This window comes from Martinezella sp. CNPSo 3890 (genome assembly GCF_057784455.1).
This window is the reverse complement of record NZ_JBXSOR010000005.1, coordinates 204,832-220,816: the sequence shown is the minus strand read 5'-3', so window position 1 is coordinate 220,816 and position 15,985 is coordinate 204,832. Positions and strand designations below refer to the sequence as shown.

General features: G+C 59.9%; 13 protein-coding genes. 6 read left to right on the top strand and 7 right to left on the bottom strand.

The window, feature by feature from the left end:
• Window positions 1-3: 3 nt before the first annotated feature.
• Window positions 4-435 carry an Lrp/AsnC family transcriptional regulator gene (locus tag AC13RC_RS15600; protein WP_041678395.1) on the bottom strand — a complete coding sequence of 144 codons (432 nt, stop codon included), beginning with the start codon at window positions 433-435 and terminating at the stop codon, window positions 4-6.
• 138 nt (window positions 436-573) lie between these two features.
• Between AC13RC_RS15600 and AC13RC_RS15595 the strand changes: the two genes are divergently transcribed.
• Window positions 574-1,677, top strand: a complete 1,104-nt coding sequence (locus AC13RC_RS15595; protein ID WP_488557691.1) for a saccharopine dehydrogenase family protein — start codon at window positions 574-576, stop codon at window positions 1,675-1,677.
• 84 nt (window positions 1,678-1,761) lie between these two features.
• Here the strand turns inward: AC13RC_RS15595 and ydiJ are convergent, their stop codons facing one another.
• From ydiJ to hglS, 4 genes are all read right to left on the bottom strand, one after another.
• Complete coding sequence (ydiJ, locus tag AC13RC_RS15590) at window positions 1,762-4,797, bottom strand: D-2-hydroxyglutarate dehydrogenase YdiJ (protein ID WP_488557690.1); 3,036 nt, start codon at window positions 4,795-4,797, stop codon at window positions 1,762-1,764.
• Window positions 4,798-4,932: 135 nt separating this feature from the next.
• Window positions 4,933-6,168 (bottom strand): pyridoxal phosphate-dependent aminotransferase, encoded by a 1,236-nt coding sequence (locus tag AC13RC_RS15585; RefSeq protein WP_488557689.1) that lies wholly within the window; start codon window positions 6,166-6,168, stop codon window positions 4,933-4,935.
• 5 nt (window positions 6,169-6,173) lie between these two features.
• Window positions 6,174-7,706, bottom strand: coding sequence for an L-piperidine-6-carboxylate dehydrogenase (gene amaB / locus AC13RC_RS15580; protein ID WP_488557688.1), 1,533 nt, complete (start codon window positions 7,704-7,706; stop codon window positions 6,174-6,176).
• Between the two features lie 58 nt (window positions 7,707-7,764).
• Window positions 7,765-9,159, bottom strand: a complete 1,395-nt coding sequence (gene hglS, locus AC13RC_RS15575) for a 2-oxoadipate dioxygenase/decarboxylase HglS (RefSeq protein ID WP_488557687.1) — start codon at window positions 9,157-9,159, stop codon at window positions 7,765-7,767.
• Between the two features lie 104 nt (window positions 9,160-9,263).
• Here hglS and AC13RC_RS15570 point away from each other — a divergent pair, with 104 nt between their 5' ends.
• Together AC13RC_RS15570 and AC13RC_RS15565 are read left to right on the top strand one after the other, a co-directional pair.
• Window positions 9,264-10,163, top strand: coding sequence for a LysR family transcriptional regulator (locus AC13RC_RS15570; protein WP_488557686.1), 900 nt, complete (start codon window positions 9,264-9,266; stop codon window positions 10,161-10,163).
• 228 nt (window positions 10,164-10,391) lie between these two features.
• A complete protein-coding gene (locus AC13RC_RS15565) occupies window positions 10,392-10,973 on the top strand; it encodes a nucleotidyltransferase family protein (RefSeq protein WP_488557685.1) in 582 nt (193 codons plus the stop codon).
• A 39-nt stretch (window positions 10,974-11,012) separates the two neighbouring features.
• Here AC13RC_RS15565 and AC13RC_RS15560 read toward each other — a convergent pair whose 3' ends face one another.
• Window positions 11,013-11,930 (bottom strand): ornithine cyclodeaminase family protein, encoded by a 918-nt coding sequence (locus AC13RC_RS15560; protein ID WP_488557684.1) that lies wholly within the window; start codon window positions 11,928-11,930, stop codon window positions 11,013-11,015.
• A gap of 37 nt (window positions 11,931-11,967) precedes the next feature.
• Complete coding sequence (locus AC13RC_RS15555; protein ID WP_488557683.1) at window positions 11,968-13,215, bottom strand: argininosuccinate synthase; 1,248 nt, start codon at window positions 13,213-13,215, stop codon at window positions 11,968-11,970.
• 127 nt (window positions 13,216-13,342) lie between these two features.
• On the opposite strand from AC13RC_RS15555, the gene AC13RC_RS15550 reads away from it, so the two are divergent.
• The 3 genes from AC13RC_RS15550 to AC13RC_RS15540 all read left to right on the top strand — a co-directional run bounded on the left by AC13RC_RS15550 (window position 13,343) and on the right by AC13RC_RS15540 (window position 15,905).
• Window positions 13,343-13,813 (top strand): Lrp/AsnC family transcriptional regulator, encoded by a 471-nt coding sequence (locus AC13RC_RS15550; protein ID WP_488557682.1) that lies wholly within the window; start codon window positions 13,343-13,345, stop codon window positions 13,811-13,813.
• Between the two features lie 129 nt (window positions 13,814-13,942).
• The gene (locus AC13RC_RS15545) at window positions 13,943-14,692 is read left to right on the top strand and encodes a nucleotidyltransferase domain-containing protein (protein ID WP_488557681.1); all 750 of its coding nucleotides are present in this window, start codon (window positions 13,943-13,945) and stop codon (window positions 14,690-14,692) included.
• Window positions 14,693-14,813: 121 nt separating this feature from the next.
• Entirely contained in the window at window positions 14,814-15,905 is a 1,092-nt protein-coding gene (locus tag AC13RC_RS15540) for an LLM class flavin-dependent oxidoreductase (RefSeq protein WP_488557680.1), read from the top strand.
• Window positions 15,906-15,985 lie beyond the last annotated feature (80 nt).

The following is a 15,985-nucleotide window of genomic DNA, read 5'->3' as shown; positions in this document are numbered from 1 at the left end:
TTTTTAGCGCGAGATTCGCGTCGAAAGGATGATGGACGACAATGTGCGTTCGACGCCATCGATTGTGCCGATGCCGTCGATCAGCTGATCCAGTTCGGAGATCGAGGGGGCTGCAATGATGGCGATCAGATCGAACGTGCCGCTGACCGAATGAAGCGTCGTTACCTCCGGAATGGCATTCAGGGATGCCGTCACCGCTGACAGCGCTTTCGGCGCGATCGTGATCAGTACATGTGCCCGAATGAGGCCTGACAGATAGGTTTCCGACAGCCGCACGCCATAGCCCGCAATCACGCCTTCTCGCTCCAGCCGCTCGAGCCTCGCCTGAACGGTGGTGCGCGACAGCGACAGCTTCTTGGCGAGAGTCGCAACAGGCATTCGGGCATTCTGGCCGAGCAAGGCGATCAGTTCGCGGTCCTTATCGGTGACCTGCATGGTGTTTCCTGCATTTTGCAAATTCTATTCGTCAATTTGTATAGTTTTGTACAACGAAATGCATTTTTCATCGCTATGAATCGTTCAACTCCTACCTACACTTATAAAAATCTTATCAATGAAATGCAGGGGAGTCGTATGAAAGACATAGTGGTCATCGGTGCAGGCAAGATCGGTGGCGCGATCGCTCTGATGCTGGCCGAAACGGGCGACTACAAGGTCGTCGTCGCCGACCGCAGCCAGGAACAGCTCGACAAGATCGATCGTCACCCCGCGATTTCCACCGCCGCCGTCGATATTGCCGACCGCGCCGGGCTCGTCGGCATTCTGAAGGGCAAGTTCGCCGTCCTGTCGGCAGCACCGTTCCATCTCACCGGCTTCGTCGCGGAAGCGGCACTTGAAGCCGGCGTCCATTATCTCGACCTCACCGAAGACGTCGCGACGACCAAGAAGGTCGAGGAACTGGCTCAGGGAGCAAACACCGCCTTCATCCCGCAATGCGGCCTGGCGCCTGGCTTCATCTCGATCGTCGCCAATGATCTTACCAAGCATTTCGACAGCCTCGACAGCGTGCGCATGCGCGTCGGCGCGCTGCCGCAATATCCCTCCAATGCCCTGAACTACAATCTCACCTGGAGCACGGACGGCCTCATCAACGAATATATCGAGCCCTGCGAAGCGATCGTCGAAGGCAAGCTCGTCACCGTGCCGGCCATGGAAGAGCGCGAAGAGTTCTCGCTCGACGGCGTAACCTATGAAGCCTTCAACACGTCCGGCGGCCTCGGCACGCTCGCCAAGACGCTGGCCGGCCGTGTGCGCACGATGAACTACCGCACCATCCGCTATCCCGGCCATCAGGCCATCATCAAGGCACTGCTCAACGACCTCAACCTCAAGAACCGCCGCGACGTGCTCAAGGATCTCTTCGAGAATGCGCTGCCGGCAACCATGCAGGACGTGGTTGTCGTTTTCGTCACCGTCTGCGGCTGGCGCGAAGGCCGCTACATGCAGGAAACCTATGCCAACAAGGTCTATGCAGGCATTGTCGCGGGCAAGAAGATGAGCGCCATCCAGATCACCACCGCAGCCGGCATTACGACCGTGCTCGATCTTCTCGCTCAGGGTAAACTGCCCTCCAAGGGCTTCGTCTGCCAGGAAGAAATCGATCTCGGCGATTTCCTTGCCAATCGCTTCGGACAGGTTTACAGCCTTGAGAAAATCAGGATGAAAGAAGCCGTCTAAGCGGCTATTCCTGTTGCTGTTTTTGAAATGTGGCGCCCTCGGGCGCCACATGTGTTTTAGCCCTTGGAAACGGCGCTGCAGAGACTAACCGATCAGTCGTTCGAGGATCTCGACGGGATGCGGGATGGCTTGATGGTCGATCTTGGCGACCTGCGAGCGACAGGAAAAACCGGTGGCCATAACAACCGTCTGATTGCCGTTCTCGGCGATCCTGTCCTGCCAGCTCATCGCATAGAGCTTTTCCGAGATGGCGCGATTGCGCACTTCGTGCCCGAAGGTGCCGGCCATGCCGCAGCAGCCGACATCGGCCATATCGAGCTCAATGCCAAGTTTCCCGAAGAGCATGGACCATTGCTTGAGGGCAGCCGGAGCGTTTGTTTTCTCCGTGCAATGGGCAAGCAGCGTGAAGCGCTCTTGCGACAGGGCCTGTGGCGGCGGCAATCGGTCGAGATTGGTTGCAAGCCATTCCTGAAGCAGCAGCACCGGTGCCAGCAGCCTCGCGGACGGCAGGGCCGCATATTCGCTGCGATAGGTCAGCGTCATCGAGGGATCGATGCCGACGAGCGGGATGCCCATTTGCGAGATGCGATCGAGATAGTCGCGCGATTTCACCGCCGCCTTTTCGAAGCGGCCGAGGTAGCCGTGCACATGCAGGGCCTTGCCGTTGTTCTGTGACATAGCGAGCCACGGCTTGAAGCCCATTTTCAGGGCGAGCTTGAGCGCTGCGATGACGACGGCCGGATCGAAATAGGTGGAGAAGACATCGGCAACGATGACGACCGCTTGGGCTCGCTCCTCTGCGGAGAGATTTCCCAACGTTTCGGGAGTGGCAACCTGCACGCGGAGACGAGCGGCTTCCCGTTCGAGCGATATTGCAGGCATGGCCGGAAGTGCAGTGAGACCGGCGAACCGCATCAAGGCCTGTCCAACGGCTGAACCGGTGAGCAGATTGTAGCCCAGCTTAAAACGCGCCATCAGCGGCAGGGTCGTCTCGATGGCAGCGACGATTGGGTCCTTGAAGGGCCTAAGGTATCGGCCGTAATAAAGCTCCAGGAATTTCGAACGGAAGGCCGGGACGCTGACCTTGACGGGACATTGGCCGGCGCAGGCCTTGCAGGCGAGGCAGGTGTCCATTGCCGCCCGCACCTCATGGGAAAAGTCGTCGCGATTGGCCGGATTGAGCGAGTTGACCGCTCGCCGCAAGAGATTGCCGAAAGGATTGGCGCGGCGCAGCTCTTGCGCCTCACGTCGCGGATCGACCTGCCGCTCCGCCAGCAGGCGCAGCCATTCGCGCATCAGCGCCGCGCGGCCCTTTGGCGAATAGCGCCGGTCGCCCGTCGCCTTGAAAGAGGGGCACATCGGGCTTGTCGCGTCGAAATCGAAACAGGCGCCGTTACCGTTGCAATAGGCTGCATTGTCGAAGGCGGCGCGGATATCATTGCCGATAATACGATCAAAGTCGCCACGCAGTGACACCTCGTCGATCTTCAGCAACGAGCGGGATGCGCCGGATGCAATCTTGCCAGGATTGAGGCGATCGCCGGGGTCGAATGCGCGCTTAATGTCCTGCAGGCTCGGATAAAGCTCGCCGAAATATTCAGGGACATATTCCGAGCGAACGCCCTTGCCGTGTTCGCCCCAGAGCACCCCGCCATATTTGCGGGTAAGCGCAACGACGCCGTCGCTGATCCTCCGGACGAGCGGCTGATGGTCCGCACGGGTGAGATCGAGCGCCGGGCGGACATGCAGCACGCCGGCATCGACATGGCCGAACATGCCGTAATCCAGCCCCTCGGCATCGAGAAGGGCACGGAATTCCCTTATATAGGCGGCCAGATGCTCGGGTGGAACGGCGGTGTCCTCGACAAAGGGCACCGGCCGCACCGGCGCCTCGACATTGCCAAGCAGGCCGACGGCGCGCTTGCGCATCGACCAGATCGCCTCGACCTCTGCCTTTTCGCGAGCGATCGTATAGCCCTTGTGGCGAGCTGAGGAGCCGTCATCAAGGGCGGCGGTCACGTCCGCCAACTTGCGTTCCAACTCGTCGCTATCGTCGGCCAGCACCTCGACGATATTGATGCCGTTGGCGGCACCAGATGCATCCTCGGGGAAGAAGCGGGCAATGCCGCTCCAGACGATGTCGCCCTTGGCGAGACCCAGCACCTTCTCGTCGACCGTTTCGACCGAGGCGACCTTCAATGCCACTAGCCGCCTGGCATCTTCGAGCGCCGTGTTGAAATCATCGTAGCGGATGTTGATGAGGGCCGATCGCGCCGGGATCGGCAGCACGTTGAGTTCGGCCTCGGCGATCATGACAAGCGTGCCTTCAGAACCGCACAGCACCGCATTGAGATCGAAGCGGCCGTCCTCGCGCCAGATATGGGCGAGATCGTAGCCGGTCATGTAACGGTTGAGCTTGGGGAAGGTCGCCGCGATCAGCTCGCTTTTGTCCCGGGCGATCGCATCAACGACACGATGAATTTCACCGATCCGATCGTCACGCGCCTTGATCTCGTCCAGCTCGCTATTGCCAAGCGGACGCGACCACCAGTCGCTGCCATCGGAAAGTACCACGCGAAGGCCGAGAACGTGGTTGCTGGTCTTGCCGTAAAGACACGAGCCCTGGCCGCAGGCATCAGTGGAGATCATGCCGCCGATGGTGGCGCGGTTGGAGGTGGAAAGCTCAGGCGCGAAGAACAACCCGTATGTTTTCAGCGCCTTGTTCAATTGATCCTTGACGACACCAGCCTCGACACGGGCGATCTTTCGAACCGGATCGATCTCCAGGATTCGGTTCATGTGCCTGGAGCAGTCGACGACGACCCCAGAGGTTAGCGATTGACCGTTCGTTCCGGTGCCACCGCCGCGCAGGGCGATGACAAGATCGGAAAAGGCAGGTTCGGATATGGCTTTGGCGATGATTTTCAGATCATCCGCGCCGCGCGGATAGAGGACTGCCGTCGGCTTGACCTGATAGATGGAATTGTCGGTCGAGGCGACCGTCCTGGCACCGTCGTCCATCTCCACGTCGCCGCCAAAGCCGAGTGCTGACAGCCGACGGGCGAAGGCGCCGGTCTGATGTAGCGAACTGTCTTTCGCCGAAACGAGGCGTGGTATCATGATGCGAAGACTTCCGGCATTTTACGCGATGAGTGGAGCATTCCCGCTTTTAAACAGAATTACGCGAATGCTCTATCTCTTTGTTTTCACGCAGGTCCGGATGGACAGCCGTCTTGCGCGTCTGCCGCAACCGTTTTAGCGCCGGAGTGCCGCGCAGGCGTGCTCGATGCGATCAAGGGCTTCGATGAGATCGGCTTCCGATGTCGCATAGGAAATGCGGAAATAGGGCGACAATCCGAAGGCTGAGCCGGGCACGACGGCGACATGCGCTTCGTCGAGGAGATACGCGCAAAAATCCGCATCCGTCTCGATCTTCTTTCCGGACGGTGTCGTCGTTCCAAGCACGCCGGCGCAGCCGGAGAATGTGTAGAAGGCACCTTCCGGCATCAGGCAATCCAGGCCATCGATGGCGTTCAGCCTGTTCACGACGAGATCGCGTCGGCGCTGGAAGCTTGCCTTGCGGCCCTCGAGAAAATCCTGCGGGCCATTGAGCGCGGCAACGGCTGCCGCCTGGCTGACGGAGGAAGGGCAGGAGGTCGCCTGGCTCTGAATAACGGCCATGGCCTTGATGAGGTCCTTCGGACCGCCCGCATAGCCGATGCGCCAGCCGGTCATGGCATAGGCCTTGGAAACGCCGTTGACCGTCAAAGTCCGGCTTTTAAGGCTCGGCTCTATGGCGACGGGCGTGGTGAACTGAAAGCCCTCATAGACGATGTGCTCGTACATATCATCGACCATCAGCCAGACGTGTGGATGACGCTGCAGCGCCTCGATCAGTGGCAGATAATCGGCCTTGGAATAGGCGGCGCCCGATGGGTTCGATGGCGAATTGAGCAGCAGCCAGCGCGTCTTGGGCGTGATCGCCTGTTCGAGCTGATCGGCCCTCAGGCGAAAACCGGCCTTGGCATCGCAGGGGATCAGAACCGGCACGCCGCCGCAGATCTCGACGATATCGGAATAGGAGGTCCAATAGGGCGTCGGGATGATGACTTCATCGCCCGGATTGATCGACGCCATGAAGGCGTTGAACAGGATCTGCTTGGCACCCGTCGCCACGGTAATTTCATCGAGTGCGTAGTCGATGCCGTTCTCACGCTGAAACTTCCCGGCAATCGCCTTCTTCAGCTCCGGCGTGCCGTCGAGCGCAGTATATTTCGTTTCGCCACGATCGATGGCGGCCTTGGCGGCTTCCTTGACATTGTCGGGCGTGTCGAAATCCGGTTCGCCGGCACCGAGAATGATGACAGGCAGGCCCTCCCGCTTCATCGCATTGGCACGCGCGCCGATCTGAAGAATGGTGGAAACGCCGATGGAGGCGATCCGCGAAGCGGGCTTGAAGCCCGCCTCTTCGATTTTCGTGGCGATCGTCATGGAGCTTACTCGATGTCGAAGGAGACACCCTGCGCCAGCGGCAGGGCCTTGGAGTAGTTCACGGTGTTGGTCGCCCGGCGCATATAGGCCTTCCAGGCGTCGGAGCCGGATTCGCGGCCGCCGCCGGTTTCCTTCTCGCCGCCGAATGCGCCGCCGATTTCAGCGCCAGAGGTGCCGATATTGACGTTGGCGATGCCGCAATCGGAGCCGTCAGCTGCGAGGAAGCGCTCGGATTCTTGCATGTCGCGCGTGAAGATCGAGGACGACAGGCCGGCAGCAACGGCATTGTGCTCGTCGATGACGGCGTCGAAATCCTCATAGGGCATGACATAGAGGATGGGCGCGAAGGTCTCTTCCATGACCGGGCCTGCCTGCTTCGGCATTTCCACCAGCGCCGGCTTTGCGTAGTAGCCGTCGGCATGGCCGACATCGATCCGCTCGCCACCGGTGACGGAGCCGCCATGGGCTTTCGCCTCGGCAATCGCCTTCTGCATGTTGTCGAATGCGGCCTTGTCGATCAGCGGGCCGACGAGCGCGGAGGAGTGCAGGGGATCGCCGACCGATACGCTCTGATAGGCCTTCTTCAGCCGCGGAACGAGTTGGTCGTAGACGCTTTTGTGGACGAAGAGACGACGCAGGGTCGTGCAGCGCTGGCCGGCCGTGCCCATGGCGCCGAAAGCGATGGCGCGCAGTGCCATGTCGAGATTGGCCGACGGGCAGACGATGCCGGCATTGTTGCCGCCGAGTTCGAGAATGGCGCGGGCAAAGCGCTTGGCAAGCCGCGGTCCGACTTCACGGCCCATGCGGGTCGAGCCGGTTGCCGAAACGAGCGGCACCTTCGGATGATCGACGAGGACTTCGCCGATGGCACGATCGCCGATCAGTACCTGCGACAAGCCTTCCGGCGCGTCGCCGAAGCGGGCAAGTGCGCGATCAAGGATCGCCTGCGAGGCAAGAGCGGTCAGCGGCGTCTTTTCCGAGGGTTTCCAGACGACGGCGTCGCCGCAGATCAGTGCCAGCGCCGCGTTCCACGACCAGACGGCGACCGGGAAATTGAAGGCGGAGATGATGCCGACGACGCCGAGCGGATGCCAGGTTTCCATCATGCGATGGCCCGGACGTTCGGTGGCGATCGTCAGGCCGTACAGCTGGCGGGAAAGGCCGACGGCGAAATCGCAGATGTCGATCATTTCCTGCACTTCGCCGAGGCCTTCGGAGCGGATCTTGCCGGCTTCGATGGAAACCAGACGGCCGAGATCGTCCTTGGCGGCGCGCAGCTCTTCGCCGAGCAGACGCACCAGTTCGCCGCGCTTCGGTGCCGGAACAAGGCGCCAGGCGCGGAATGCGGCATGCGCCTTCTCGATTTTCTTCGCCGCTTCCTCGGCCGAAACGGTCTTGAGGCTGCCAATCTTCTCGCCGGTGACCGGGGAGTAGGAGGGCATGTCGCCCTCAGTATAAAGCGCCTTGTCGACGCCGAGCTTTTCGAGAATGGCGGCAGCTTCGGCTGCAACGGAAGGGGTCTTGGCTGCGATATTCATCTTGTGAAACTCCACTTGTCTTGATCCGGGTGGCGCGCGGCGATATCGCCGCATCACTTCACTCGGCGGCGTCTTGTTTGGAAAGGGCTCGTAGGCAAGCATCGATCGATGCCTGTTCGATGCCGGCGTAATGGTCGAATTCGTTCAGCACCTTCATGCCGAGATCGGCTTCGAAGCGTTGCTGGTTCGGGCTGGCAACGAAGTCCTGCTGCGCGCCATCGCCGAGGTTGGACTGGAAGATGCCGGCCGCGCTGACGGGAAGGAAGTCCTCGTAGACGATCGGGTCGAACTGGACGAGGCCCTGGTCGATCAGTGCATCGATATCCCCATGGCTCGTTGCGGCGATCTTGCCCTTGGCCGTCAGCGAATAAGTGAAATAGCCGAGGCCCTCGGCGCGGATTGCCGCCCAGTCATCCGGGAATTCGGCAAAGCTCTCGGCAAGTGCGGCTTCATAATCGCGGGCGTTCGATCCATCGGCTGCCGGACGTACGATCTTGCGCGACTGATCCAGCAATTGGTCGTAAAGCGCGCGGCCCTTCGGCGTCAGCGCAATGCCGCGCTGTTCGATCTCTCCGAAGCGGGCGGTGTGCGAGCCTGCTTCCCAGATGCCATCGGCATTGCGGAAGGAGACAGGTTCCTCAAGCGCCTTGAACGAGGTCTGGCGCAGCAGGATCGGGCAGGTCCGTGTGGGAGGGCCTTCGACGACGGCCTTTGGCGCGATATCGTAATCCGGCATCAGCGCCTGCACCCGGTCGATGTCCAGCGTACGTGGGGTCAGATGGTTGATGTGCGGCCCCTTGAAGGATACGACATCGGCGATCAGGCGATGGGCATCATGGAGGCGATGATACATGCCGGCATTGACATTGGCTTCGTCATGCCAGCGGAAGGTCTCCAAAACCTCGTCGACGAAGCGCTGGGCGTCGTCCTTGTTCAGGCCGCCTTCGCGCTCTGCCCTCTCGGTGAGCGTAATGGCACCTTCCGTGAAGATACGGCGCTTCGAAAGAATGTCTGCAGCCGCCTTGCGAAGATCCTCATCGGCGATGAGATCGAGCCGCAGCAGCGAGGTGAAGACGCGGAAGGGATTGCGCTTCAATTCGGCGTCGCCGATCGGCCGGAAGGCGGTCGAATGAACCGGCACGCCGGCGGTCGAAAGGTCGTAATAGCCGACCGGATACATGCCCATGACGGCAAAGACGCGCGCCATCATCGCAAGCTCGGCTGCGGTGCCGAGCCGGATGGCGCCGTGACGTTCCTCGGAGATGCGATCGAGATAATCTGTCGCCTCCAGCCGCTCCTTCAGCTCCGGGTTTGCCGCCAACATTTCGTCGTTGACGCAAGCGACCAGCTCCATGAGCGTGCCGTAGGCGGGAACCTCTTCGCGATACATTGCCGACATGGCGGCTGAAAAAGCGCTGCGAATATCGCTGGTCGAGACGTGATCAGGCTTCATGTGCGATCTCTTCCTGAAAGGCTATGTCATTCCTATCCAGCAGAATATCTCTTGTTCAGCGGCCGATGTTGTGAGAGTGAATTCTAACTTGATGCGAAAATGGAATGACTATGCGCCGACGCCTCATCCCTGACATCGTCAATCTTCAGGCATTCGAATGCGCGGCGCGCCACCAGAATTTCTCGCGTGCCGCCGAAGAACTCAATCTGACGCAAAGCGCCGTCAGCCGTCAAATCAGCGATCTGGAGCACCAGACGGGCCTGAAGCTGTTCGAGCGTGTCCGCCAACGCGTCGTGCTGTCCGAGGCCGGACTTCGGCTGTTGCCCGAGGTGAAGGATCTGCTCCTGCGTTCGGAGCGGCTGATGATCGGCGCCGTCGCCGCCGGCCAGATGAAATTGTCTCTGAAGGTTGCGACCTTGCCGACCTTCGGCACACGCTGGCTGGTGCCGCGCCTCGGCCGATTTCTTGATAAACATCGCGATGTCGCCGTCACAGTGGAATCGCGCTCCAAGCCCTTCAATTTTGAGGAGGATAATTTCGATCTTGCCATTCACTACGGCCTGCCGGCATGGGCGGGAGCCGTCGCGACTTTTCTTTGCAATGAGACCGTGCTGCCCGTTGCCAGCCGCGAGCTTGCCGGTCGGCTAGGTCTGATCTCGCCGGACGAATTGGCGGGAGCGCCGCTGCTGCACCTTACGACGCGTCCGAAGCTTTGGGCCCAATGGTTCGATCTGCAGGAGTTACCGACGGAGAATGCCTATCCCGGCGCGCGCTTCGACCAGTTTTCCATGATCATCGCAGCCGCTATTGCCGGGCTCGGTGTGGCGCTCCTGCCGACCTATCTGATCGAGGACGAGCTCAAGGCCGGCACGCTTCTGCCGCTCTTTAATCTGCCGATGCCGACCGAGAACAGCTATTACGTGGTCATGCCGGAAAAGAAGCAGACGAACGAGACGGCGACAGTATTCCAGGATTGGCTGTTGAGTGAGGTGACGCCGCAATGATGCCGGAATGATCCTCCGAAATTAATCTGCATGGACCACAAGTGCCTATCGCTCTTTTGAGTTCGCATGGCGAACCGGGCCACCTGCTACGGCTTGCAAGTGACAGCGCATGAAGACAGCGCTGATACGCTAGCCTTGTCTACATTCGAGGCCGAGAATCGTGCTTAAATACAGGGAGGCAAGGCCATACACCATGGCCGCAAGGTCGTTTCCGGTCGGGTGGGGGCAATGACGACAAGCGAACAGACGGAACTGGAGGATATAGTCTTCAGAAGTCCATTGCTCATCTCGCTTCTCCGGCGCTGGGATGAGATTGCGCTGCCAGATTGCTGGCTGGTGGCAGGAGCCGTTGCCCAGACCGTTTGGAACCATGCCTTCGGGTTGCCCCCGTCTCATGGGATCAATGACCTCGACATCGTTTATTTCGATGCCGATGATCTGTCTGAACAAGCGGAGGCCAGTCATGCCGCACGGGTCCGCGCGATGTTTCCCGATTTGCCGGTCTGGATCGATGTGAAGAACGAAGCCCGGGTTCATTGCTGGTACGAAGCGAAGTTCGGATACCCGATCCGGCCTTACAAATCGACCCTGGACGCCATCACCACTTTTCCGACTACGGCAACCGCCGTGGGATTGCGCTCCAATAGTCACGGTCGTCTGGATTATTGTGCTCCGTTCGGTCTTTCCGATCTGCTGAATGGCGTCGTGCGCCCCAATAAGAAGCAGATCACGCAGGCGATCTACGAGCAGAAAGTCAATCGCTGGACTGCAGTCTGGCCGAGGCTGACGATTGTTGGCTGGGACGGCTGAGGCGTTTCGAGGCTCAGCCACGCGATTTCCGGCCGAATGTCAGATCATGTCGAATATGGCCGATGCTACGACGACTTCCGTGCCCGCGAGGCCGACCGAACAGAAGAGCGTGGTGTCGAGAGGAGATGTTCTGCCGGCAGCATGGCCGGCGACTATGGCTGCAAGGGCGAGCATTCGCTCGTCGTGTATGGTTCCGGAAAGGAAAAATGGGGACGCATAGGCGCGCGTTTGCTCAGGAGAATCCGTGGCGATGATGCTGGCCATGTTCGCGACGTCCAGGCCGAGTTCATGTCCCTTGAGCGTCTTTGGGCCGATCGTATTGATGTGGACGCCGGCTTTTAAATCCGAAGCATCGATGACCGGCATGTCGCTGCTTGTTGCGCATAACACGATATCGGCATCGGCCACGGCTTTTGTGGCATTTGTAACCGGTTCAACGGCAATGCCGAGTTCCAGTTGCATCTCCTCAGCGAAGGCGGCGCAGTTTCTCGGGTTTCGGCTGAAGACACGGACGGAGCCTATGTCGCGAACGGCGGCAGCGGCAATGAGTTGTGTTCGCGCCTGAGTACCGCTGCCAATGATGCCGACCGTGCGGGCGGTCGCAGCGCTGAGGTGACGGATGGCTATGCCTCCTATTGCCCCTGTCCTGATCTGGCCGAGCCGTTCGCCCAGGATGATCCCTCGAAGTTCAGCGGTGTCAGCACGCCAAACAGCGACCACTTGTGAATGCTGCCCGCCGGCAAAGGTCTCGTAGGCGCGAAAGCCGGCAAGCGGCCGCTCGCCATCGATGCCGCCGACGGTAAACACGATGTCTCCACGATCGGGAAAGGAGACGTAATGGCGGGGTGGGGACACCAGCTTGCCGGCGGCCTTGGCCCGGAAGGCTGTTTCCAGGGCATCGATTGCCCCGCGCATGGCTGCGGCAGGGCATAAATCCTCGTCTTTCAATATCTTCATTGCGGATGGACCTCGTTAAGACAGCCACTCTGCAACCTCAAGCGCAGTCGAGGTCAATAGCAGATGCGGCCATCCTGCTGTTTCGCATTGCCCAGCTCTTCAGGCGCAGGCCATTGAGTTTGATGAAGCCCTCGGCGTCATGGTGGTCGTATGCTCCGGAGCTTTCCTCGAAGGTGACGAGATCGGTCGAGTAGAGCGAGGCTGGGGAGATGCGCGCGATCACGCTGGCTGAACCCTTGTAGAGCCTGAGTGTCACTTCGCCGCTGACATGGATTTGGCTCCGATCGATCAATGCCTGCAGCATTTCCCGCTCGGGCGAATACCAAAAGCCGTTGTAGATCAGCGCGGCGTAGCGGGGCATGATCTCGTCCTTCAAATGTGCAGCGGCGCGGTCGAGCGTGATGGATTCGATCCCGCGATGGGCGGCGAACAGGATCGTGCCACCCGGAGTTTCGTAAACGCCGCGCGACTTCATCCCGACGAAGCGGTTCTCGACGAGATCGATCCTGCCGATCCCATGCCTGCCGCCCAATTCGTTGAGCTTTGTCAGCAGTGCCGCTGGTGCCATTGCTTCGCCGTTCACGGAGACCGCATCGCCCTTTTCAAAGCCGATGACGACGATTTCCGGCTCGTTTGGTGCCTCCAGAGGATCGACGGTGCGCTGATAGATATAGGATGGCGCGATTTCAGCCGGGTCTTCCAGGACCTTGCCTTCGGTGGAGGTGTGCAGGAGATTCGCGTCGGTCGAAAAGGGAGCCTCGCCGCGCTTATCCTTCGGCACGGGAATTTGATGCGCTTCGGCATATTCGATCAGCTGGGTGCGCGATTGGAAGGCCCACTCGCGCCATGGCGCGATGATCTTGATCGATGGATCGAGCGCATTGGCCGCCAGTTCGAAACGCACCTGATCATTGCCCTTGCCTGTGGAGCCGTGGGCAATGGCATCGGCACCCACCTCGCGTGCGATATTGATGAGATGCTTGGCGATCAGGGGGCGGGCGATGGAGGAGCCGAGGAGATATTGCCCCTCATAGAGCGCGTTTGCCCGGAACATCGGGAAGACGAAATCCCGAACGAATTCCTCGCGGACATCCTCGATCCTGATATCTGTGGCGCCCAATTGCTCGGCCTTTCGGCGGGCGGGCTCAAGCTCCTCGCCCTGGCCAAGGTTGGCGGTAAAGGTCACGACTTCGCAGCCGTAGGTTTGCTGCAGCCATTTCAGGATGATGGATGTGTCCAGTCCTCCCGAATAGGCGAGCACGACTTTCTCGAGCTTTTTCGACATCGGCTTCCGTCTCCATGTTGACGGCTGGAACGATAGGCCAATCCTCGCGCAATGAGCTTGCGAAGAGTTCAATAATACGAGAGAATTTGGCATATTATGCCACTCGATCGGCAGTAGGAGCTATGCTGTGTCAACGACTTTGGACGAGATCGACCGGCGTATCCTCAGGGTGCTGCAGTGCGACGGACGCATTTCCAATGTGGACCTCGCGAGGGAAGTGGGGCTCTCGCCGTCACCCTGTCTTCGCCGCGTGCGATTGCTGGAGGATGCAGGCATCATCGATCGCTATGTGGCCGTTCTCGACCCGGCAAAGGTGGGTGCGGGCCTCACCGTGTTCGCCCGCGTCTGGTTCAAGACGCAGGATGCGCAAGTCACCCTCCAATTTGCGGAGGCGGTCAGGCGGTTTCCTGAAGTCATGGAATGTTATCTGACGACGGGCGAATGCGATGCCGTCCTGCGCATCGTCACCGCTGATCTGCACAGCTATTGGCGGTTTCAGGCCGATCACTTGACGCGAATTCCAAGCGTATTGAACGTCAAGACCGACGTGCCCATGGAAACGCTGAAGCGAAGCTTTGAGCTGCCCTTGGTCTCGTAGCATTGCAGCCAGCTGTCGGCCCATTATGGCGGCGGCGAAGTGCCGTTCAGCGTGCGTAGCCGGTTCCTGTCTGCTCGCACCCTGGCGGGCATATCGAACCCGCAAGACAATTGATGTTTGGAGAGCGAAATGAGCATATTCGAAACGGCGATGCAGGCGACACGCCCGGTTCTCGCCAGCCGTTTTCGGGGCTATTCCTTTGCCTTTGTCTCAGGGTCGATCATACGAGGCGAAGGAAGAAAGGGCTCGGACATCGATCTGGTCGTGGTCTTTGATCAGCTCGAAACCGCTTGGCGCGAGACCTTTATCGAGGGCGACTTTCCGTTCGAAGCGTTTGTTCACGACCCGGAGACGCTCAGCTGGTTTTTCGAGAGCGATATTGTGCGTGGCTATCCCGTTATTATTCATATGGTTGCGACAGGCCAGATCCTCGGGCCAAATCCTGACAAGGGGCAGGTCTGGAAGGACTATGCTATCGGCATCCTCCATAACGGCCCACCGAAGCTGGAAGGTGAGAAGCTGAATGCTTTGAAATATCAGATCACCGACCTTCTCGATGATCTGCGTGGGGAGCGGGCGGCCCCGGAGGTAGGCGCGATTGCCGCGCAACTCTATCAGCCTTTGGCCGACCTTATGTTGCTGGGACGAGGAAGATGGTCGGGTAGGGGCAAATGGATTCCCCGCCTGCTTCGAGAGATGGATCGGGACCTGGCCGATAGGTTCGACGATGTCTTCGGGCGTGCTTCAGCCGGAGAGGTGGAGGCATTGTGCGGTCTCACACGCAGCGAACTGGATCGGCATGGCGGCCCGTTTTTCGCAGGTGACAAGCGCATCGCGTCGCAACAGGCGAGACGCAAGAGCCTTGTACCGCGCGGTTGATTGTTATGCCTGATCGAAAAATTTTAAGCTTGAAATTCTTCATGGCAACGCTAACACATTCCTATCGGGTCGCTGCGGATTTTGCAGGATAGACGCGAGGTGAACTCGGGAGGAAGCCACCATGAAGACCCATCCGCTGAAGGGGCCGAACAGGCTGAAGCTCGGTGTTTTCTCGACCAACGCGGATGGTGGGCTTGCCATCACCGACGTGCCGGAGCGCTGGACGGCAGGCTGGCAGGATAATCTGACCGCAGCACAGATCGCCGACCGGGCGGGGCTCGAATTCTTTCTGCCGATTGCCCGCTGGCGCGGTTTCGGCGGCAAGAACCGCGTGCGTGAATGGTCGTTCGAGACCTTCACCTGGGCTGCTGCGCTCTCGGCCGCGACCGAGCAGATCGGCCTTTTCATGACGGTGCACGTGCCGCTCGTCCATCCCCTTTATGCTGCCAAGTCGCTTGCGACCGTCGATCATATCAGTCAGGGGCGCGCGGGGCTGAACATTGTCTGCGGCTGGAACCCGAAGGAATTCGGCATGTTCGGCGTGCCGCTGGTCGAAAAGGGCTACGACCAGGCCGCTGAATGGCTCGAAATTGTCGAAAGGCTCTATGCCAGTGATGAGCCCATCGATTATGCCGGCACCTACTATAATCTGAAAGAAGCCGTCAGCCGTCCCGCAAGCCTGCAGGCGCCACGGCCGGTGACGATGAATGCGGCCTTCGGCGGCCCCGGCCGAGACTTTGCCGCGGCGCATTGCGACTATCTCTTCACCACCTTCACCGATATCGGTGACGCCGGAAAGCATGTGACTGATATCGCTGCACGGGCAGAAGGCAAAGGCAGGCAGGTCGGCGTTTATACGGTTTGTCACGTCGTCTGCCGCGAGACACAGACGGAGGCAGACGACTATTACACCCGTTATGCCGTGACTATGGCCGATCAGGCTGCCGTCGATCAACACATGGCCGGCAAGAAGGAGTTCTCGCAGTCCCATGATCGCGAGTCCTATGACCGTTACCGCCAGCGCTTTGCCGGTGGAGCAGGCAGCTATCCGCTGATCGGCACGCCGCAGCGCATTGCCGAAGAGATGATCGCCATTGCCGAGCAAGGCTATGCCGGCATAGCCTTGTCCTTCGTCAACTACACGCAGGAACTGCCCTATTTCTGCGATCGGGTGCTTCCGATTCTGGCGAAGGCTGGGCTCCGGGCGGGGTGAACCACCGGTTCGATGCTTCGCGCCGCGGCCGCTCGCGGGAATGTGATCATCCTTCAATGATGACTTGGCTATCCGGCAAG

What these genes read in the sequence shown, in the direction of transcription:
- AC13RC_RS15555 (WP_488557683.1), bottom strand. Translation starts at nt 13,215, where the DNA reads ATGTCGAAAAAGCTCGAGAAAGTCGTGCTCGCCTATTCGGGAGGACTG.
- AC13RC_RS15585 (WP_488557689.1), bottom strand. Translation starts at nt 6,168, where the DNA reads ATGACGATCGCCACGAAAATCGAAGAGGCGGGCTTCAAGCCCGCTTCG.
- AC13RC_RS15565 (WP_488557685.1), top strand. Translation starts at nt 10,392, where the DNA reads ATGACGACAAGCGAACAGACGGAACTGGAGGATATAGTCTTCAGAAGT.
- AC13RC_RS15600 (WP_041678395.1), bottom strand. Translation starts at nt 435, where the DNA reads ATGCAGGTCACCGATAAGGACCGCGAACTGATCGCCTTGCTCGGCCAG.
- AC13RC_RS15570 (WP_488557686.1), top strand. Translation starts at nt 9,264, where the DNA reads ATGACTATGCGCCGACGCCTCATCCCTGACATCGTCAATCTTCAGGCA.
- amaB (WP_488557688.1), bottom strand. Translation starts at nt 7,706, where the DNA reads ATGAATATCGCAGCCAAGACCCCTTCCGTTGCAGCCGAAGCTGCCGCC.
- AC13RC_RS15540 (WP_488557680.1), top strand. Translation starts at nt 14,814, where the DNA reads ATGAAGACCCATCCGCTGAAGGGGCCGAACAGGCTGAAGCTCGGTGTT.
- AC13RC_RS15560 (WP_488557684.1), bottom strand. Translation starts at nt 11,930, where the DNA reads ATGAAGATATTGAAAGACGAGGATTTATGCCCTGCCGCAGCCATGCGC.
- ydiJ (WP_488557690.1), bottom strand. Translation starts at nt 4,797, where the DNA reads ATGATACCACGCCTCGTTTCGGCGAAAGACAGTTCGCTACATCAGACC.
- AC13RC_RS15595 (WP_488557691.1), top strand. Translation starts at nt 574, where the DNA reads ATGAAAGACATAGTGGTCATCGGTGCAGGCAAGATCGGTGGCGCGATC.
- AC13RC_RS15545 (WP_488557681.1), top strand. Translation starts at nt 13,943, where the DNA reads ATGAGCATATTCGAAACGGCGATGCAGGCGACACGCCCGGTTCTCGCC.
- hglS (WP_488557687.1), bottom strand. Translation starts at nt 9,159, where the DNA reads ATGAAGCCTGATCACGTCTCGACCAGCGATATTCGCAGCGCTTTTTCA.